The organism is Bacillus sp. CZDM1 (assembly GCF_055502545.1).
Window position 1 is genome coordinate 411,436 of record NZ_JBUESO010000001.1, and the last position, 19,707, is coordinate 431,142.

Annotated in this window: 18 protein-coding genes; 3 read left to right on the plus strand and 15 right to left on the minus strand. The window is 39.5% G+C overall.

Annotated elements, in window-relative coordinates; translation table 11 throughout:
• Positions 1-15: 15 nt before the first annotated feature.
• A complete protein-coding gene (gene namA / locus ACY3XC_RS02245) occupies positions 16-1,035 on the plus strand; it encodes an NADPH dehydrogenase NamA (protein ID WP_179157027.1) in 1,020 nt (339 codons plus the stop codon).
• Positions 1,036-1,065: 30 nt separating this feature from the next.
• Here the strand turns inward: namA and rnz are convergent, their stop codons facing one another.
• Positions 1,066-1,989 (minus strand): ribonuclease Z, encoded by a 924-nt coding sequence (rnz, locus tag ACY3XC_RS02250; protein ID WP_464867107.1) that lies wholly within the window; start codon positions 1,987-1,989, stop codon positions 1,066-1,068.
• Between the two features lie 198 nt (positions 1,990-2,187).
• On the opposite strand from rnz, the gene zwf reads away from it, so the two are divergent.
• On the plus strand, positions 2,188-3,657 hold the full coding sequence (gene zwf, locus ACY3XC_RS02255) for a glucose-6-phosphate dehydrogenase (protein WP_464867455.1): 1,470 nt from the start codon (positions 2,188-2,190) through the stop codon (positions 3,655-3,657).
• Positions 3,658-3,699: 42 nt separating this feature from the next.
• Here the strand turns inward: zwf and ACY3XC_RS02260 are convergent, their stop codons facing one another.
• From ACY3XC_RS02260 to mce, 5 genes are all read right to left on the minus strand, one after another.
• Positions 3,700-4,977, minus strand: a complete 1,278-nt coding sequence (locus ACY3XC_RS02260) for a DNA polymerase IV (RefSeq protein WP_464867108.1) — start codon at positions 4,975-4,977, stop codon at positions 3,700-3,702.
• 70 nt (positions 4,978-5,047) lie between these two features.
• Entirely contained in the window at positions 5,048-6,319 is a 1,272-nt protein-coding gene (locus ACY3XC_RS02265) for an aryl-sulfate sulfotransferase (RefSeq protein WP_464867109.1), read from the minus strand.
• A 166-nt stretch (positions 6,320-6,485) separates the two neighbouring features.
• Positions 6,486-7,607: a tripeptidase T gene (locus ACY3XC_RS02270; RefSeq protein ID WP_464867110.1), complete on the minus strand. Its 1,122-nt coding sequence runs from the start codon at positions 7,605-7,607 to the stop codon at positions 6,486-6,488.
• Between the two features lie 72 nt (positions 7,608-7,679).
• A complete protein-coding gene (locus tag ACY3XC_RS02275; protein ID WP_464867111.1) occupies positions 7,680-9,230 on the minus strand; it encodes an acyl-CoA carboxylase subunit beta in 1,551 nt (516 codons plus the stop codon).
• Between the two features lie 6 nt (positions 9,231-9,236).
• Positions 9,237-9,641, minus strand: coding sequence for a methylmalonyl-CoA epimerase (gene mce, locus ACY3XC_RS02280; RefSeq protein WP_464867112.1), 405 nt, complete (start codon positions 9,639-9,641; stop codon positions 9,237-9,239).
• A gap of 162 nt (positions 9,642-9,803) precedes the next feature.
• On the opposite strand from mce, the gene prli42 reads away from it, so the two are divergent.
• The gene (prli42, locus tag ACY3XC_RS02285) at positions 9,804-9,899 is read left to right on the plus strand and encodes a stressosome-associated protein Prli42 (RefSeq protein ID WP_179157034.1); all 96 of its coding nucleotides are present in this window, start codon (positions 9,804-9,806) and stop codon (positions 9,897-9,899) included.
• Between the two features lie 44 nt (positions 9,900-9,943).
• Here prli42 and ACY3XC_RS02290 read toward each other — a convergent pair whose 3' ends face one another.
• The 9 genes from ACY3XC_RS02290 to ACY3XC_RS02330 form a co-directional block, all read right to left on the minus strand.
• Positions 9,944-10,459, minus strand: coding sequence for a L,D-transpeptidase (locus ACY3XC_RS02290; protein WP_464867113.1), 516 nt, complete (start codon positions 10,457-10,459; stop codon positions 9,944-9,946).
• 24 nt (positions 10,460-10,483) lie between these two features.
• Positions 10,484-11,467 (minus strand): aromatic acid exporter family protein, encoded by a 984-nt coding sequence (locus tag ACY3XC_RS02295; RefSeq protein WP_464867114.1) that lies wholly within the window; start codon positions 11,465-11,467, stop codon positions 10,484-10,486.
• 59 nt (positions 11,468-11,526) lie between these two features.
• Positions 11,527-12,249, minus strand: coding sequence for an amino acid ABC transporter ATP-binding protein (locus ACY3XC_RS02300; RefSeq protein ID WP_464867115.1), 723 nt, complete (start codon positions 12,247-12,249; stop codon positions 11,527-11,529).
• The gene (locus ACY3XC_RS02305; RefSeq protein ID WP_464867116.1) at positions 12,242-12,901 is read right to left on the minus strand and encodes an amino acid ABC transporter permease; all 660 of its coding nucleotides are present in this window, start codon (positions 12,899-12,901) and stop codon (positions 12,242-12,244) included. The genes ACY3XC_RS02300 and ACY3XC_RS02305 overlap by 8 nt, the downstream gene beginning before the upstream one ends.
• A 74-nt stretch (positions 12,902-12,975) precedes the next feature.
• The gene (locus tag ACY3XC_RS02310) at positions 12,976-13,752 is read right to left on the minus strand and encodes a transporter substrate-binding domain-containing protein (protein WP_464867117.1); all 777 of its coding nucleotides are present in this window, start codon (positions 13,750-13,752) and stop codon (positions 12,976-12,978) included.
• A 216-nt stretch (positions 13,753-13,968) separates the two neighbouring features.
• A complete protein-coding gene (locus ACY3XC_RS02315) occupies positions 13,969-14,406 on the minus strand; it encodes a BrxA/BrxB family bacilliredoxin (RefSeq protein WP_464867118.1) in 438 nt (145 codons plus the stop codon).
• 75 nt (positions 14,407-14,481) lie between these two features.
• Positions 14,482-15,603 (minus strand): methylmalonyl Co-A mutase-associated GTPase MeaB, encoded by a 1,122-nt coding sequence (gene meaB, locus ACY3XC_RS02320; RefSeq protein ID WP_179157041.1) that lies wholly within the window; start codon positions 15,601-15,603, stop codon positions 14,482-14,484.
• Positions 15,604-17,802 carry a methylmalonyl-CoA mutase gene (scpA, locus tag ACY3XC_RS02325; protein ID WP_464867119.1) on the minus strand — a complete coding sequence of 733 codons (2,199 nt, stop codon included), beginning with the start codon at positions 17,800-17,802 and terminating at the stop codon, positions 15,604-15,606.
• Positions 17,783-19,666 (minus strand): methylmalonyl-CoA mutase subunit beta, encoded by a 1,884-nt coding sequence (locus tag ACY3XC_RS02330; RefSeq protein WP_464867120.1) that lies wholly within the window; start codon positions 19,664-19,666, stop codon positions 17,783-17,785. Before ACY3XC_RS02330 ends, scpA begins: the two co-directional genes overlap by 20 nt.
• Between the last annotated feature and the right edge of the window lie 41 nt (positions 19,667-19,707).

The following is a 19,707-nucleotide window of genomic DNA, read 5'->3' on the forward strand; positions in this document are numbered from 1 at the left end:
AATAGGAGGCTCATGATGTCAGCTAAATTATTTTCCCCTTTTACGATTAAGGATGTTACCCTTAAAAATCGAATAGTAATGGCGCCGATGTGTATGTATTCGAGTCATAACGAAGATGGTCATATTCAGAACTGGCACCGCACGCATTATACAAGCCGAGCTGTTGGTCAAGTTGGATTAATAATCGTTGAAGCAACAGCGGTTACCCCACAGGGCAGGATTTCACCTAGGGATCTAGGAATTTGGAGTGATGACCACATTGAAGGCTTCACTGAACTTGTCAGCATGATGAAGGAGCATGGGACTAAGACAGGTATCCAGCTTGCTCACGCGGGTAGAAAGGCAAATCTAGAAGGTGAAAGCTTCGCCCCTTCGGCCTTAGCTTTTAATGAAAAAATGAAAACTCCTAAGGAAATGACCAAAGAAGATATAGCCGAAACCGTTGAAGCATTTAAAAAGGCTGCTGAACGGGCAGCTAAAGCGGGTTTTGATGTGATTGAGCTGCATGGTGCGCACGGCTATTTAATTAATGAGTTCCTTTCCCCGCTAACAAATAAAAGAACAGATGAATACGGTGGATCTGCTGAAAATCGTTATCGCTTCCTTCGTGAGATTATTGAAGCAATCAAAACAGTCTGGGACGGTGTGCTATTTGTCCGCGTTTCAGCTAATGACTATCATGAAGAGGGATTAACACCCCTAGATTACGTGTTTATTAGTCAATGGATGAAGGAACAAGGTGTGGATTTAATTGATGTAAGCTCAGGGGCAGTCGTACCTGCGCATATTGATATTTATCCTGGCTATCAAGTTCCCTACTCAGAAACGATTAGAATTGGTGCCGAAATTTCTACAGGTGCCGTGGGATTAATTACCACTGGTATCCAAGCAGAAGAAATCCTTCAAAATGAGCGTGCGGATTTAGTATTTTTAGCTCGCGAATTATTACGTGACCCATACTGGCCAAGAACAGCTGCAAAAGAACTAGGTGTAACAATTGAAGGACCAAAACAGTATGAGCGCGGCTGGATATAACGAGTAAAAGACGGCTTTTTGCCGTCTTTTTTATTTTGAAGGTATGTTTATTTCTTTAAAGTCTTCAGCAATGTCTGTATTTGCAAATACTTCCTTGGCCTCCGTGACTAGTTCCTGCCAGGCTTGCCGGTCGTAGCGTGAACTGATATGTGTCAAACATAACTGTTTACTGCCAGCGAGTTTTGCCACTTTCGCAGCCTGATGAGTAGTTGAGTGGAAATAATCGAAGGCAAGCTTTTCTTCCCCTTTTGAAAAAGTTGCTTCATGAATTAATAAATCCGCATCCCGCGCTAAGGAAATAGCATTTTCGCAGTACCTTGTATCGCCAAGAATCGTGACAATCCGTCCTTTTTGATCCGGACCTAGAAATTCTGCCGGCACGATGACTGTTCCATCTTCAAGCGTAACCGTTTCCCCTTCTTTAATTTTTCGAAAAATGGGTCCAGGCTCTACTCCAGCCTCGACAAGCTTATCCGCTAAAAGTGTTCCTGGCCTGTCCTTCTCAATAATCCGATACCCGTATGAAGGAATGCCATGATCTAAAAGTCTTGCCTCCACAATAAACTGTTCATCTTCAAAAATAACCCCATCATCTATTTCTACAATCTTAAGTGGGTATTTTAAATAGGTTTGGCTGACTGAAAGGCTTATCGTAATATATTCTTTCAGTCCTTTTGGTCCATAAACCGTCACTTCTGATTCTCCGCCTTGAAAAGACCGGCTCGCTAACAACCCAGGAAGACCATAGATATGATCGCCATGAAGGTGGGTAATAAAGACTTTTTCTATTCTGCGCGGTTTTATCGATGTATGTAAGATTTGATGCTGTGTCGCTTCACCCGCATCGAACAGCCAAATGGATCCTCGTTCTTCGAGTAATTTTAAGGCAATGGAAGTAACATTTCGAAGCTTAGCCGGTATACCAGCACCCGTTCCCAAAAAAAATATGTCCAATATTACCGCTCCTTGTCGAATAAAGTTATAAATACTATAGCATATCACTTGCATAAATGCCCTCTATCCATGGTATTCTCTTTTAAAGGGATTTAGATTTCAATACATGCTTCAGAGGTTTTTGGCTAAATCTAAGTTGAATACATATAAGGAGAGGTAATTACAGTGGAACAATCTAGAAATATGACTTCATTAATCATGATATTTGGTGCAACAGGAGATTTAGCTATTCGAAAGCTATTTCCCTCCCTTTACCGCTTGTTTCAAAAAGGAAAGTTAGATAAATTTGCGGTCATTGGCGTGGCTAGGAGACCATTATCCACTGAAGATTTCCAAAGTTCTGTGAAGGACTCTGTTTTAACCGCTCTAGGAAAAAAGGATGATATCGATGAGTTTGCGGCTCATTTTTACTATCAGTCTCATGATGTATCAGATTCAAGCTCCTATTTAGCGCTAAAAAGTTTAGCAGAGCAAATTGATGAAAAATACGAGTTAGAAGGAAATCGGATTTTCTATCTTGCTATGGCACCTGAATTTTTTGCTCCAATCGCCTTACATTTAAAATCGGATGGATTAACAGATGTAAAAGGCTACAAAAGACTTGTCATTGAGAAACCATTTGGACATGATTTGGAATCAGCAAAAGAGTTGAATGAGCAAATTCGAACAGCTTTTTCAGAGGAAGAGGTTTACCGAATTGATCACTATTTAGGGAAAGAAATGGTCAGAAATATTGAAGTTATTCGGTTTGCCAATGCCATTTTTGAGCCTTTATGGAATAACCGTTATATCTCTAATATTCAAATTACCTCAAGCGAGATTCTTGGTGTAGAAGAACGAGGCCGATATTATGAAACAAGCGGGGCTCTCCGGGATATGGTTCAAAACCATATCATGCAAATGGTAGCACTGCTTGCCATGGAACCGCCGATTAAGTTGACAACAGATGAGGTTCGTTCTGAGAAGGTTAGAGTATTTCGTTCATTAAGAATGATCACAGGGGAAGAAATAAATAAATATTTTGTTCGTGGACAATATGGATCCGGAATGGTAGAAGATGAACAGGTACCAGAATATCGCGCCGAGCCAATGGTCGACAAAGAGTCAAACACTGAAACCTTCGTGGCCGGGAAGATTATGATTGATAACTTCCGCTGGGCAGGTGTACCTTTTTACATCCGAACTGGGAAAAGAATGACAACAAAGTCAACCAAAATTGTTGTTCAATTTAAAGACATTCCAATGAACCTTTATTATCAGCCTGAGAAATTGTTGAACCCGAATCTGCTTGTTATTCATATTCAGCCTGAGGAAGGAATTACCCTTCACCTTAACGCCAAAAAAGCTGGTGGACATCTCGATGCCCAGGAAGTCAAACTGAGTTTTGCTAATACAGGCATTCATGCAATGAACACTCCTGAAGGGTATGAAAAGCTCCTTTATGATTGCATGCGCGGTGATGCAACCAACTTTACACACTGGGATGAAGTCGCCTATTCTTGGGCCTTTGTGGATAAAATTTCTGAAGTATGGGAAAAAACGAAAGCCGAGGACTATCCGAATTATGAATCTGGTTCAATGGGACCGAAAGCTGCTGATGAGATGTTAGAAAAAGACGGATTTTTCTGGTGGCCTGTAACAGCTTTAGATGTAGATATCTGTAAATAATACAAAAAGCTCCGCATTGTTCTTCATACAATGGCGGAGCTTTTAATTCTCTTCCTTCTTTTTTTGCGGGAATGTACGAAGAAAATCTTTATTAAAACTTGTTCCCGTTCCTACGCTATGAGCATTGTTGACTTTTCGTGCGCCGGCATTTTCAATGATATTTTTCCCATATTTATCACGGAGAGTGGAAAGGGTTTTAAGTAACGGCTCTTTTTTTGCATCATTTTCAAATGAAAATATATCAAGCTGTTTGAAGGCAAGGTCATGTTCGACTAAATCGTAGCCTGTTATACCTAACAACCGGACAGCATTTCCATTCCAATGCTTGAGAAAAAGCTGCTTTGCAAACGAAGCAATATCTTCTTTTTGATGAATAGGATTGGAAAGTTTTTTACTTCGAGTGATTGTTTTTCGATCTTTGAAACGAATGGTAATCCCTATGGTCGTAGCAAATACATTTTTCCGTTTTAGCCTTACCGAAACGGTTTCCGCCAACGATTCTAATACTCGAAATAACTCTTGTTGATTGCTCGTATCTTTAGGAAGCGTCGTTGAATTTCCAATACTTTTAAAATCAGATACCGATTCAGGATCTACCGCTCTATTATCAATTCCATTTGCCCTTTCCTTAATACGGATTCCATTAATGCCGAGAAGTGATTTCAACTGTATTTCATTGCCAGCTGCTAATTCTCCAATCGTTTGAATGTCAATGGTTGTTAACTTTTCAGCAGTCTTTTTACCAACACCATGCATCTCACTCGTATTTAACGGCCACAAAACAGAAGGGATGTCACGCTTGCGAAGAATCGTTATGCCCATCGGTTTTTTCATATCAGACGCTGTCTTTGCCAAAAATTTATTGGGTGCAATTCCAATGCTGCAGGGCAAATCTAGCTGTTCGAGAACTCTTTTTTGAATACTTTTGGCGATTTCAATAGGGCTACCAAGTTCAAAAGAGTCGGTTATATCCATATACCCTTCATCAATCGATACAGGTTCCACTAGCTCTGTATAATTCCTGAGAATTTCAAACATGGCGATAGATGCCGTCCGATAACGGTCGAAATTAGGCTTCCTTATGATTAGCTGCGGACAGAGCTTCTTCGCTTCCCATAGCGGCATAGTCGTCTTGACTCCAAATTTTCTTGCTTCATAGCTGCAGGTAATAATGATTCCTCTTCGTTCCTCCACGTTTCCGGCAATCGCAACAGGCTTCCCCTTAAGTTCAGGGTAATAAGCCATCTCCACCGAAGCGTAAAAGCTATTCATATCAACATGCAGTATGACTCTACCCTTCTTAGGATACATTTCCTTCACGTGACCACTTCTCCTAATAACAATGATATCTCTAGTATAGCAAAAAGGAGACCCCGTTGGCCTCCTCCTACTAATCCTTATTTCTTTTTTGTGTCCCCTTATTGTCTCTAAAAACCCTGTAAACTACACTTGTTTCCTGAGTAGGCAAATTTACAAACATTAATTCCTTATTGTATTTAAAGGAATATTCATGGAAAGAGATAGTAGGATGTCCACCACCATATGCAATGTCAAATATTTCATTTTCCTCATCGATTAAAGTGGCACTTCCTTGTGATTGGCTTTTTCCATATGGGCAAACATACTCTTTTACTTTTATTGCCGTTAATTTTTTCTCATCAATCCAATATCTCATAACTCTAGCGTTATCAGTTGTACTTCCTGAATCATCAAATAAAGTAATTGAATGATCGTAGTTATAACGGGCATCATGTTGCATAGAAGGAATCATGTTTTCATCAATCCCTTTAATATCGCAGCGATTTTTAGCAAGCATCCACAAAATTGCGCCCGTTTGTCTGTCAATTTTCACGATTCCAATATGTCTAAATGACACAAGTAAGTTCTGGTCTCTTTCATCGATAAACATTGAATTTATATGAGCGTAATCTAAATATTTCTCCCCTGTTGACGGGCAATCCGCTGGATCATTAAGATAATGACTTAGTTTAAATAATTCGGGATAATCAATGGATTCCCAATGGAAAACGACTTGGCTATTTTTCACTTCTTGGATGACATTATTAAATACTTTATATGAACCGTTAACGTTCGGAATATTATCCACCGTATTTGGGTAAGCAGTTGGAATCATGTAATGTCCATCATCAATATAGACATAATCATGGTTTTCCATTGGATAATCATCTTTAATTCTTCCAGAAGCTTTTATTCTTTGACGATCAATTTCCTTAAAGTTTTCATCCAGAACAACCAACTCACATAACCAATATCCCGCGTTTCCTTTTGGCATGGGTGTGTCGTGTACTTGCACCGTGTAAACATACCTATTTTGGCCTAATTTATTCTCATAACATCTAAAATTTTGAATGTTATTTTCCTCTTGAATCCAATGCTTAACATACCCATAATGATTCATAATCACCGCACTTCTGCCTTGGTAGTAGTAAAAGTCATTTTCATTTTTGGAATATCCAATTGCTTGATATGGTAAGTGCCATTTCGGACGTATAAAATGAACTTCTGGTACAGCCACAACGCTGCCATTACTTTTCACACCTAATACATAATTCGTTCCGTCGGGTGATGTACTTTGAAATGGAGTTACATAATTATCTTCAATTACTAAATTATTAATTAAAAATTTTTTGTCAATCTCCATGCTAATCTATCTCCTTAAATGGATCTTAGTATCTATATATTATTAGGTGATTTTTTAGTATATATGTATCGGTGATGTACTAAATATCATTAAAACTTACTCAAGAATCTGGCAAGTACTCTAGCAAAACAAAAGGAGAACCCGAAGGCTCTCCCCTAAATATCACTTATTGATTAGAAACTTCCTCGATAATCGCGATAGTCATTTCTGCCAACTTGTTTAATTCTTCAATCGGCATACGTTCATTTGTGGTATGAATATCTTCATAACCCACTGCTAGGTTAACCGTTGGAATGTTAAAGCCCGCAATGACGTTTGCATCGCTTCCGCCGCCGCTATGCTGTAATTCACAGCTGCGGCCAATTTTCGCTGCCGCTTTACGTGCGATTTCAACTACCTGATCGCCTTCTCCAAATTTAAAGCCTGGATACATAACCTCAACTTCAACTTCAGCTCTGCCACCCATTTCAGCAGCTACTGTTTCAAAAGCATCTTTCATTTTAGCAGCCTGTGCTTCCATTTTCTCAGCAATGAGTGAACGGGCTTCTGCTAGAATATCCACACGATCACAAACGATATTCGTTTGTGTGCCGCCTTCAAAGCGGCCGATATTTGCTGTCGTTTCGGAGTCAATTCTGCCTAATGACATTCTAGCAATTGATTTCGCAGCAATCGTAATGGCAGATACTCCTTTTTCCGGAGCAACACCCGCATGAGCGGTTTTTCCGTAAATAACTGCCTTGATTTTAGCTTGAGTAGGAGCTGCAACAACAATATTTCCAACTAAACCATCACTATCTAATGCATAGCCATACTTTGCCTTCAATAAGGAGGAATCAAGTGCTTTTGCACCTACAAGTCCTGATTCTTCACCGACAGTTATCACAAATTGGATTTGTCCATGAGGAATATTTTGTTCCTTTAAGACACGAATGGTTTCAAGCATAACAGATAGGCCAGTTTTATCATCGGCACCTAAAATAGTTGTTCCATCCGTAACCACATAGCCGTCCTTAATGGATGGCTTAACACCTCGTGCCGGAACAACTGTATCCATATGAGAAGTGAAATAAATAGGATCTACGCCGTCTTTAGTCGCAGCAAGGGTACAAATTAAGTTTCCGGCTCCATGACCCGTTACGGCCGTTGTATCGTCTTCAAACACATCAAGACCTAAATCGGTAAACTTTTGTTTTAGCACTTTCGCAATTTCAGTTTCGTATTTGGTTTCTGAATCAATTTGGACAAGCTCTAAAAATTCATTCAAAAGACGTTCATGATTAATCATCTGAATAACCCTCCGTTTTATGTACTCACAATAGAGTATACTCTTTCATAAACCTGTCATCAAATGAAAGCTTTACAGTGGGATATTGCCGTGTTTCTTGAAGGGTCTAGATTCTTTTTTGTTTCGAAGCATCTCTAATGCCTGGATAATTTTTATTCTCGTTTCACGCGGGTCAATGACATCATCGACCATGCCTCTGCTCGCCGCCACATAGGGATTGGCAAACTTTTCGCGGTATTCTTCAATTTTTTGCTGCCTTACTTGTTCAGGATTATCACTATTTTGGATTTCTTTCGCAAAAATGATATTGGCAGCACCCTGTGGACCCATTACCGCAATTTCTGCATTAGGCCAGGCATAGACTAAATCCGCCCCAATAGACTTACTATTAAGCGCTACATATGCCCCGCCATAAGCTTTTCTTAAAATAACTGTCAGCTTCGGAACAGTGGCTTCTGAATAAGCAAATAATATTTTCGCACCATGGCGAATAATACCCCCATGCTCCTGTTTAACTCCTGGAAAGAAACCTGTTACATCCTCAAAGGTAATAATCGGGATATTAAACGAATCACAGGTACGGATAAATCTTGCGGCTTTATCAGATGAATTAATATCAAGCCCGCCCGCCATCACTTTTGGCTGGTTGCAAACAAGCCCTACACTCTCGCCTTTAATTCGGGCAAAACCTACGACGATATTTTTCGCAAAGTTTTTTTGAATTTCCATAAAGGAGTCTGCATCACAAACTTGTTCAATTACCTTGCGAACATCATATGGACGGACGGCATCGAATGGAATAACATCTGTTAAGTCTGGTCGATAATCATTTTCCTCTTCCACTTCAAGTCTTGGAGGTTTTTCTTCATTGTTTTGCGGCAGGTAGCTTAGAAGTTTACGAACCTCTTCTAAAACTTCCTGCTCAGAAGGAGATTCAAAATGAGCATTTCCACTAATACTATTATGAACATGTGCTCCTCCAAGATCCTCTGCAGAAATTTTCTCACCCGTTACGGTTTCAATTACTTTTGGACCTGTAATAAACATTTGACTTGTCTTTTCAACCATAAAAACAAAATCGGTAATAGCAGGTGAATAGACCGCTCCACCAGCACATGGACCCATTATGACGGATATTTGCGGAATCACCCCTGAATAAATCGCATTTCGATAAAAAATGTGTCCGTAACCATCCAGCGAGACTACACCTTCTTGGATTCGTGCACCACCTGAGTCATTCAAGCCGACAAACGGTGTACCGTTTTTAGCAGCTAAATCCATAACATTAGCTATTTTTTTGGCATGCATTTCCCCAAGCGCACCGCCAAATACAGTAAAATCTTGTGAAAATAAGTAGATTGGACGGCCATTTACTTTTCCATATCCAGTAACAACACCGTCACCGGGTCCTTTCTGTTCATCCAAACCAAAGTCATTGGTTCTGTGCTCTATAAATGGACTTAATTCTACGAAAGAACCTTTATCTACTAAAAGCTCTATTCTTTCTCTTGCGGTTAATTTCCCCTTTTCATGCTGCTTATCAATTCTCTCGTCACCGCCGCCAAGCTCTACTTCCCGGCGCTTATCATACAATTCATTAATTTTTTCATAGATGTCTATCATATTCCCTCACCCCTTCTTTTCGCATAGCTCGACTAATACACCTGATGTTGACTTTGGATGCATGAAGGCAATATGAGCCCCCCCTGCACCCATTCTTGGCTCCTTATCGATCATCGTAATTCCTTTTTCATTCATTTCCTTGATTCTTTCTTCAATTGAATCTACGCCTAGTGCAACATGGTGTATTCCTTCACCGCGTTTTTCAATAAATTTGGAAATTGTGCTTTCCTCCGAAGTTGGCTCAAGCAGCTCAAGTTTGGTTTCTCCCGCCTTAAGAAACGCAACTCTAACATTTTGGCTCTCTACTACTTCAATACCTAATAATGGCAAATTAAGTACATCTGTGTAAAAAGGAAGTGAAGACTCAAGCGTTCGAACAGCAATTCCGATGTGGTCTACTTTTTTAATCATTTTTATCCCTCTATTTTTCAAAATTATAATAGTTTCGACAATTATCTTATTCGCTAAAAAATTCATAATTCCTTCCCAAATTGAGATGTTGTTCCATTGTTCAATTGGGCTTTTCCCTGTAAAATAGAAATAAAGCTATTAATATAAAGGGGGGAACCCACTTTGAATAAGAAAAGAACAAGAAAAATAGTTGTATACTTAATGTTAATCGCGATGTTAGCCTCAACTCTCCTAATCGGGATTGCACAATTTATTTAATTTAAAACATAGACAAGGGACTGTCTGAAGAACAGTCCCTTTTACTATTTATCAATGGCTCCATTTTCTATTGCCAGCTCCTCAAATGACTTATTCGTTGAAGTGACTAAGATTTTCGTACCTAATGGAATTATGGGATACAAGGAGGAAATGACTTCATTCTGTGTACGAATGCAGCCTTGTGAAACATACCTGCCAATGGATGCCGGTTGATTGGTTCCATGAATTCCATATATTCGACCATCTGTTTCCTCTGCATCAAAGCCAATCCATCTGGAACCAAGGGGATTTTCAGGGTCACCACCCGGTATATCCTTCCGACGATAGTAGGGATCCTCTGCTTTTATCGTAATCGTAAATAGTCCTTCTGGAGTTAAATCTTTGGTTTTTCCAGTTCCAACACTCACAACAGTTTGGACCCTATTAGCATCAATTAAAGCCAATTCATTTGTCGTTTTATTGACAATAACAAAAGGGTCGCCAGGGAGTGGGTTAGGACCAAGCGGCCAAAGGGGAGAAATAAAAAAAGCAAACAGGATTGGCGATAGTATCTTTATCATAAAAATCCACCTGCCATTTTTTTCTTAGTTTGCTTCCGTTTTCCTTGGTTTATTCCATTTTGATGTCTTAAAGGAACTTTTAATGATTAAATATTCATTCATTTCTTTTACTAACTGCAACAGTGCAGCTCGTACTTCAAATTCTTCCCTTGTTTTCGGAAGCTCCATTTCTTCAAATTCCTTTTTCATCTCTTTTAATTTTCCTAGATAAATATGAGCAGTGTTTCCTGGCTGAATATTTTTGGACAGTTCTTCCAGAAATTCGGCAATCATTTTCCCTTGGGGTAACGTAACCGTAAGGGATGTAACAATCGGTAAAACCCTTTCAATGATTTCAAATTGCTTTTCTCTCATTTTAAAATAATGAAAATAGTCATTTTCATCCCTTAAAAAGTGGTTTTCTACATCTCGAAAGGCAAATGATTTTGCTTCTTCTAGTAAATTAGCCGTTTCCGTAATTTCTTGTCCGGACCAATTACTTTCCCCTGTTCTTAAGAATTTGATCATTTCACAAAAAATCACTTTAAAATTATCCTCTAATTTCAATTGATATTGTTTTAATCTATTATCTGCACTTGGCATATAGAGATTAATAATGAGTGCTACTCCAATTCCAATAATAATAACACCAAGCTCATTAATAAAAAGATCTACAGATAAATTGTTAGCCATATAGATATGTAAAATAATTACACTGCTCGTGACGATTCCATCGTTAGCTTTGAACATTACGACAGTCGGGATAAAGAATAATAGCATAATTCCAATAACGATTGGATGGTAACCGATAACCTCGAAAAATAGACTTGAAAATGCCATAGCTAAAACACAAGCTAAAAATCGATCCCAAGAAGCACGTACAGATTTTCTTTTTGTTACCTTAATACACAAAATAGTTAAAATACCCGCTGAGGCAAAGTTGTCTAGACCTAACTGCTGAGCAATTAAGATAGAGATTGCTGTCCCTAATGCGGTTTTAATTGTCCGATAACCAATTCGATATTTCATTGCAATTCTCCTCAAAATAAAAAAGATGATCCATATAGACCATCTTTAGCTTATCCTTATTAGAGCATTTTTTGCAAGAAATCTTGTGCTCGCTTGCTCTTCGGGTTTATAAAAAATTCTTGCGGTTTTGCATCTTCGACTAATACCCCGCCATCCAGGAATAGGACTCGATCGGCCACTTCACGGGCAAAACCCATTTCGTGGGTCACAATCGCCATCGTCATCCCAGTATGAGCGAGGGATTTCATTACTTCCAGAACTTCTTTTACCATTTCTGGATCAAGCGCTGAAGTTGGTTCATCAAAAAGCATAACGTCCGGCTCCATTGCCAATGCTCTTGCAATGGCAACACGCTGCTTTTGTCCCCCAGATAATCTTGTCGGATATTCATTTGCTTTTTCCGCTAATCCTACTCTATCTAACAAATCATAGGCTATCTTTTCTGCTTCAGCCTTTGCTAACCCTTTTACCTTAATCGGTGCATAGGTAAGATTCTGCAAAACGGTTTTGTGCGGGAATAAATGAAAATGTTGAAAAACCATTCCAACGTTTTGCCGTACCTTCATAATATTTGTCTTTTTATCCGTAACATCCTGTCCACCTACAAATATTCTTCCGCTTGTTGGGTTTTCAAGAAGATTCATGCAGCGAAGAAAGGTAGACTTTCCTGAACCGGATGGTCCAATAATCGCAACAACTTCTCCTGCTTCAATTGTCGTGGTGATGCCCTTTAAAACTTCGAGCTTTCCATAATTTTTATGCAAATCTTCAACCTTAATCACTGCGTCTCATTCTCCTTTCAACCACTTTTCCAAGGAACGTCAAGGTCACGACCATTAAGTAATAAATCAATCCAGCTATTAAAAGTGGTTCAAAAAACGAATAATTTTCAGCCCCAACTTGATAGGAACGACGCATGATATCCATTACCCCAATTGTAGTAACAATCGCAGATTCCTTCGTTAACGTTATAAATTCATTCATCAATGCAGGCAGAATATTTTTAAGAGCCTGCGGTAAAATGATATCCCACATCATTTTCGAGTAAGGTACACCCAGAGCCATTGCAGCTTCCTGCTGTCCTTTATCAATTGCTTGAATTCCTGCTCTAATAATCTCGGATATGTAAGCACCGGAATTAAGAGCAAAGGATAGTATCGCAGCGGTATAAGGTTCAATTTGATACCCAATTAACTGCGGCGAACCATAATAGATCAACATCAGCTGTAATACGAGCGGAGTACCTCGGAAAATCGAGGTGTAGGCGTCCGCAAACCAGCCAAGAAATTTATATTTGCTAATTTTAAATAGAGAAAGGATAATTCCTAAAATAAAGCCTATTATTCCTGCCAGTATGACAATTTTAAGGGTAACAAATATTCCCTCTAAAATGTATGGCATTGAAGGAATAAATTGTCCGAAATCTAAGTTCATTCATCTGCCGTCCTCTCTATGTATTGAAATTAGTAAGACGTTCAGAAGACTTTCTGAACGTCTTGGTTGTAGATTTAGTTTTCCCCACCAAACCATTTAACAATCAATTCTTGCAGTTCGCCATTATCTTTCATTTCTTGAAGCTCTTTGTTAAACTTCTCTGTTAAAGCACTATCCTTCGGAAATGCAATCGCAGATCCTGCTTCCTCTGGATCATCACTGATTGTGAAGCTAGTTAAATCCGCTTCTTTATCAAGATATCCTTTAGCCACAGTGTCTTCAATAATAATTGCGTCAAAACGGCCAGCTTTCAATTCTTGAATAAGTTCTGGGATACGGTTACGATTCTCAACTTTTATAGCTACAGTTTCATTAATTTCGTCTGCTTTACCTTCTTGAATAGAACCTAACTGAACACCAACTGTTTTACCTTCTAAATCTTCTACTGTTGAGATTTCACTGTCTTTTTTAGAGATAACCATGTGTTGCGCTGTATAGTAGATATCACTGAAATCTACGTTTTTCTTTCTTTTTTCGGTTGGAGTCATTCCCGCTAATACAAAATCAGCTTGTCCAGATTTAAGTGACTGGACCAAACCGCCGAAATCCATATCTTTCACTTCAACTTCATAGCCAAGTTTTCCAGCAATTGCATTCGCTAAATCAACATCAAAACCAATAATTTCGTCACTTTTATCTGACTCAATATACTCAAACGGCGCATAATCAGCTGAGGTTGCCATCACTAGTGTCTTTTTATCACTTGCATTATCATCTTCACTTTCTCCACAGGCCGCAAGTATACCAGCAGCTAAAATCATTATTAAAAATAAACCAATTACTTTTTTCATTTGTTTTCCTCCTATAATTTTCTAAAAATTCAAAATTAATTTTCATACTGCTTTTTCTAACTTTATAGAGTTAAAGTCTAATATTTATACAACGTAATGAATTTTAACACAGGATAAAATAATTATGCAAGTATATTTATAAAAATTGATTATTACTTTTTTAAAATAAAAAAAAGAGCTAATCTCCGTTAAGAGATTAGCCCTTTTGACAATACTTTATAGTTCTTCACAGTTTTCTTCGAATTCTTTTTGCAGTCTTGCCACTACTGTTGCTGGGTCGTATCCTTCGATTTGGTGTCTTTCAACCATTGAAACAATTTTTCCATCTTTTAATAGAGCAAATGATGGCGAGGAAGGCGGGTAACCTGTAAAATAACTGCGTGCTTTTTCTGTTGCATCTTTATCTTGTCCTGCAAAAACGGTAACAAGATGGTCTGGACGTTTATCATAATGAAGGGCATGAGCCGCTGCTGGACGTGCAATGCCGCCGGCACAACCACATACAGAATTAATCATTACTAAGGTTGTACCTTTTTGCCCAAGCGCTTCTTCAACCTCTTCAGGTGTTTTAAGTTCTTTATAACCAGCTGCCGCGATCTCATTACGTGCTTGAGTCACAACATCATTCATGAAAAAATTGAAATCCATGCTCATACTTTTCACTCCTAATTTATGTCGATATAACTATATAATAACAGTAAAAACGTGTTTTTTCCAATTGAACAGTACTTACTTTTTTGATAAGAATGCATTAAATAGGATTTCCACTGCAGTTGCTGCTGTTTTTTCTCCTGCCATTACTTCATTTTCTAATTGTGGAAGCTGGAGCTTTACTTCTGGATGATGGAAAAAGCTGTAATGAAGCTGATCAGTTATCAACGAATAAATCCAATCACGCTGCTGTCCTTTTCGTCTTTCTGCAAATACTCCTCGGGACTTTCCTTTCTCTTCAAAATCCTTAATGACTCCCCAAACATCTTTAATACCTTCCCCTGTTAATGAGGAACAGGTATACGCTTTGGACGCCCATCCCTTCGTAGCCGGCTGAAGAAAATGAAGGATACGGCTATATTCTTTTCTCGTCTGCTCCGATTTTTCTTTATTAGCTCCGTCTGCTTTATGAACAAGGACCGCATCTGCTAATTCCATAATCCCTTTCTTCATCCCTTGCAATTCATCACCAGCACCTGTCAGGACAAGGAGCATGAAAAAATCAACCATGTCGCGTATAATTACTTCACTTTGCCCCACACCGACGGTTTCGATTAAAATCACATCAAAACCTGCTGCTTCACATATCAGCATCGCTTCTCTTGTCTTTCGATGTACACCGCCCAATTTACCTGCCGTTGGCGAGGGTCGAATAAAAGCCCTTGGATTACGCGATAATTGTTCCATTCTGGTTTTATCCCCAAGGATACTTCCACCTGAAAGACTAGAGCTTGGATCAATTGCCAGTACAGCGACCCTTAGCCCAAGGTCACAAAGATAAGTGCCAAACGTTTCAATAAAAGTGCTCTTCCCAGCACCAGGGACACCAGTAATTCCGATTCGAATTGATTCCCCACTGTGAGACAGGAGCTTTTGCAAGAGCTCCTGAGCCTTATGGAAATGCTGTTCAGCATTACTTTCAACCAAAGTGATGGCACGGGCAAGCTGGCCCCTATTCCCTGACAGTACACCTTCAACTAACTCTTCAACAGAAGGCTCCTTTGACTGACGTTTACGATAGACAATGTTTTTTTCGATGACTAAAGACTGGCCTTCCTGCTCTTGCCCTTTTTTGATAAGTGTTGAGAATTTTTCCGGTTCATTTGGGTTGCTCCATTCCGGTTTCATATCCTCAGACATTTATTGTGACACTTCCTCATACCCAAGCTGTTTATAAATTTCCTTGATTACCTTTTGGGCAGCCACTGGGATTATGGTCCCCGGTCCAAAAATGGCACAGGCGCCATTTTCATATAAAAATTGATAATCCTGAGCAGGGATAACCCCGCCGATTACAAGTAAAATATCCTCACGGCCAAGCTTTTTCAACTCCTCCGCAAGCTGCGGCAATAATGTCTTGTGACCTGCTGCCAATGAGCTCATTCCGATGACATGCACATCATTTTCAACTGCCTGCATGGCTGTTTCTTCCGGGGTCTGGAATAATGGACCTATATCAACATCAAACCCGAGGTCCGCGAAGGCAGTGGCAATGATTTTGGCGCCGCGGTCATGACCGTCCTGCCCCATTTTGGCAATGAGAATCCTCGGTCTTCTGCCTTCATTCTCAAGGAAATCATCCGTCATAAGTTTTACTTCAGATATTTCTTCTTCGTTTGTATATGCCTTACTATAGACGCCGCTGATAGAACGAATAATCGCTTTATGTCTGCTGGAAACTTTCTCAATCGCATCGGAAATTTCACCTAAGGTTGACCGGACTCTTGCAGCCTGAACAGCTAGCTCTAACAGGTTGGTTTCCCCTGTTTCGGCACCCTTTGTTAAAGCAGCCAGAGCTTCTGCTACCTTTGCTTCATCGCGGCCTGCTTTTAAGTTTGTTAATTTTTCAATTTGCTTTAATCGAACCGCGGTATTATCAATATCCAAAATATCAATTGCTTCTTCCTTTTCGAGGCGATACTGGTTAACACCAATAATAGTTTCTTTGCCAGAATCTATTTGTGCCTGTTTTCTAGCTGAAGCTTCTTCAATTCTCATTTTTGGAAGTCCTGTTTCGATTGCTTTTGCCATACCGCCAAGATTTTCAATTTCCTCAATATGTGTCCAGGCTCTTTTTACCAATTCATCGGTAAGCTTTTCTACATAATAAGAACCTGCCCAAGGATCAATAACTTTGGTGATATTCGTTTCTTCTTGTAAAAATAATTGTGTATTTCGTGCTATTCGAGCTGAGAAATCTGTTGGCAGAGCAATTGCTTCATCCAAAGCATTAGTATGGAGTGATTGTGTATGACCCATAGCCGCCGCATGTGCTTCAAGCAAGGTCCGCATTACATTATTAAATGGGTCTTGTTCCGTTAGACTCCAGCCTGATGTTTGGGAATGTGTCCTGAGGGCCATAGATTTCTCGTTTTTCGGCTCGAATGATTTCATCATTTTTGCCCAGATTAAACGAGCACCCCGCATTTTCGCAACTTCCATAAAATAATTCATGCCCACCGCCCAGAAAAAGGACAACCGTGGTGCAAATTTATCAATGTCAATTCCAGCCTTAAGTCCTGTGCGTACATACTCCAGCCCATCTGCTAAGGTGTAAGCTAATTCCAGGTCAGCAGGAGCACCAGCCTCCTGCATATGATAGCCAGAAATACTGATACTATTAAACTTCGGCATGTATTTAGAAGTATACTCAAAGATATCTGCGATGATTTTCATCGACATCTCAGGCGGATAGATATACGTGTTACGGACCATATATTCTTTTAAGATATCATTTTGAATCGTTCCAGACAGCTTATCCTGTGTGACCCCCTGTTCCTCAGCAGTAACGATGAAAAAGGCTAGGATCGGCAGCACAGCACCGTTCATGGTCATGGATACTGACATCTGATCCAACGGAATTCCATCAAAAAGGGTCTTCATATCTAACACAGAATCAATAGCAACCCCAGCTTTACCAACATCGCCAACGACGCGTGGATGGTCAGAATCATAGCCGCGGTGTGTGGCTAAATCAAAGGCAACGGACAAGCCTTTTTGACCCATCGCTAGATTTCTGCGATAGAAAGCATTACTCTCCTCAGCAGTAGAAAACCCAGCGTATTGTCTTACTGTCCATGGACGATTCACGTACATCGTTGGGTAAGGCCCGCGAGTAAATGGCGGTACCCCAGGGAGGTCATTTAAATGCTGCAGTCCTTCACGATCTTCCTTTGTATAGAGTGGTTTTAGTTGAATTTGTTCATTCGTTTCAAACAGCAAATCATTAATAGACGTATCTATTTGCTTATCAACCTTGTCCAGCCATTGCTCTTTTGTTATAAAGTCTTGTTCTTCAAACAGGGAAATACTTTGAAAATCAGGCTTTTGTGTATTCATCTAACCCCACCTCCATTTCTGAAAGAATGGTTGAAAGAAGTTCAAAACAGTTACTATTTATATGGATAAACTGCCTTATACCTTCATTCGTCCATTGTGATTGCATGTCTTTTTCAGGCAATCCCGCTAAATAAAAAATATTATCTGGGAATTCTTTACGCAGTACTTTAATCATTTCAAGTCCTAGAGATTCGTATAGATCATTGCTGCTGCACAGACAGAAAAACTTAGTTTCTTGACTTGAGATAAATAGTTTGACAGTTTCCAAAGAAGTAACTGGATTGCTGTCGATAGCTTTTAATCCGCCAGCTGCGAGGAAACCCCGCATAAAATCTAACCTGGGTTTGTATTGTTTTAACTCACCGAGGCAAATCAAGCCAACCCGTGGCTTAGAGCCTGTCTTCCTTTCAATACCTTTACTCTTATTACGTAATTCTTCATATGGCTCTGATAATCTGATGTTCTTAATTGCCTTTATGCTAATTGCATTAGGATTGATCTTAGTTGATTCAGTGACATGTTCTTTAACTTGAACCGTATTTTCTACTAGATTTGCATATACATTTGTACCGATAATGCTTTGTTTTCTTGTGAAAATATCCTGTTTGCGTTGTGTATGGACTGAAGAAATTTCTTCTTGTAACCATCCGGATTTTAATACTTCCAGCATACCGCCATTTGCTTCAATCTGTTGGAAATACTTCCACGCTCTTTCTGCTAGCTCAGTGGTCAATGTTTCAACATACCAAGAGCCTCCAGCAGGATCAACAACTGTACGAAGATGAGCTTCTTCCTTCAGAATGTTTTGGATGTTTCTCGCAATTCGTTCAGATTGTTGAGAACTGCCCGTTATACCATCAAATGGCGTTACGTGCAGATACTGAACTCCGCCAACAACCGCTGCAAATGCTTCATTTCCTGCACGGAGAATGTTTACATGCGGGTCATAAACCGTTTTTGTAAACATAGATGTTTCGGCAGAAATCTGCATTCCCCGAGCCTCAGCTTTTGCTCCATATACTTTGGTTATTTTGTTCCAAAGAATTCGAGCTGCTCTAAGTTTGGCCATTTCCATAAAGAAATTGCTGCCGATTGAGAATTGAAATACCATTTTCGAAAGAATATCTTCCAGCTTCATTCCGCCTTCAAGCAGCATTTGGAGATAGAATGTACCCGTTGCGGCTGCAATCCCCAATTCTTGAACAGCATTGGCTCCGCCTTGATGGTAGGGTGAGGTATTTACTAGAACTGACCGTAAATTTGGTAGTTTTAGACTTGCAAGCTTTATATCTTCTATCCAACCCTTGAAAAAATCTTCATCAATGAGTCCTTCCTCTGCAAACAAAGACAATGGGTCGCTGCCAATATATCCACTTACTTGATTAGCGCTTTCCTCACTTTCTGCTAATACTGCCAGCAATGCTGATTGCATATCTCTCCCATTAACTGCAAATGGGAATGTAGAAGGTAAATCCCCAAGTACATCATTTAAAGTTTCTTTGGATTCAAGAAGTTCCTCTGAAACTTCAAATGAAAGAGCTGTTTGTCCTTTTTCAACGCCCACATGGAGCTTTTCCTTTAGTTCGTCAACAGAATGATATGAAATTCGCTGCGCTGCCTTCCAATCATTTGTTACATAACCTAATGGGTCAATGCCTCTACGAAAATCTGCCCCCCCCGGATAGTCCGGTGCTTTCTGATCATCTTGCTGAGAATAAAGCGGTTCCAAAATTATATTTTCATATGTAGGACTTTTCAAGGCTTCAATACTTTTACCCTTTAAAGATTCCTCCGCTTTTGCTTTCCAATCTTCTTTCGTCTTTAATGGAAAAAATTGATTTCGAAAGTTATCCAAACGCAACATCCCCCTTCCTTGAGATCGAAAATTAAACTAATATTCAATAA

Coding starts and splice junctions, on each gene's coding strand:
- namA (WP_179157027.1), top strand. CDS start 16: ATGTCAGCTAAATTATTTTCCCCTTTTACGATTAAGGATGTTACCCTT.
- zwf (WP_464867455.1), top strand. CDS start 2,188: ATGATATTTGGTGCAACAGGAGATTTAGCTATTCGAAAGCTATTTCCC.
- ACY3XC_RS02265 (WP_464867109.1), bottom strand. CDS start 6,319: ATGGAGATTGACAAAAAATTTTTAATTAATAATTTAGTAATTGAAGAT.
- ACY3XC_RS02270 (WP_464867110.1), bottom strand. CDS start 7,607: ATGATTAATCATGAACGTCTTTTGAATGAATTTTTAGAGCTTGTCCAA.
- ACY3XC_RS02275 (WP_464867111.1), bottom strand. CDS start 9,230: ATGATAGACATCTATGAAAAAATTAATGAATTGTATGATAAGCGCCGG.
- mce (WP_464867112.1), bottom strand. CDS start 9,641: ATGATTAAAAAAGTAGACCACATCGGAATTGCTGTTCGAACGCTTGAG.
- ACY3XC_RS02290 (WP_464867113.1), bottom strand. CDS start 10,459: ATGATAAAGATACTATCGCCAATCCTGTTTGCTTTTTTTATTTCTCCC.
- ACY3XC_RS02295 (WP_464867114.1), bottom strand. CDS start 11,467: ATGAAATATCGAATTGGTTATCGGACAATTAAAACCGCATTAGGGACA.
- ACY3XC_RS02305 (WP_464867116.1), bottom strand. CDS start 12,901: ATGAACTTAGATTTCGGACAATTTATTCCTTCAATGCCATACATTTTA.
- ACY3XC_RS02310 (WP_464867117.1), bottom strand. CDS start 13,752: ATGAAAAAAGTAATTGGTTTATTTTTAATAATGATTTTAGCTGCTGGT.
- ACY3XC_RS02315 (WP_464867118.1), bottom strand. CDS start 14,406: ATGAGCATGGATTTCAATTTTTTCATGAATGATGTTGTGACTCAAGCA.
- meaB (WP_179157041.1), bottom strand. CDS start 15,603: ATGTCTGAGGATATGAAACCGGAATGGAGCAACCCAAATGAACCGGAA.
- scpA (WP_464867119.1), bottom strand. CDS start 17,802: ATGAATACACAAAAGCCTGATTTTCAAAGTATTTCCCTGTTTGAAGAA.
- ACY3XC_RS02330 (WP_464867120.1), bottom strand. CDS start 19,666: ATGTTGCGTTTGGATAACTTTCGAAATCAATTTTTTCCATTAAAGACG.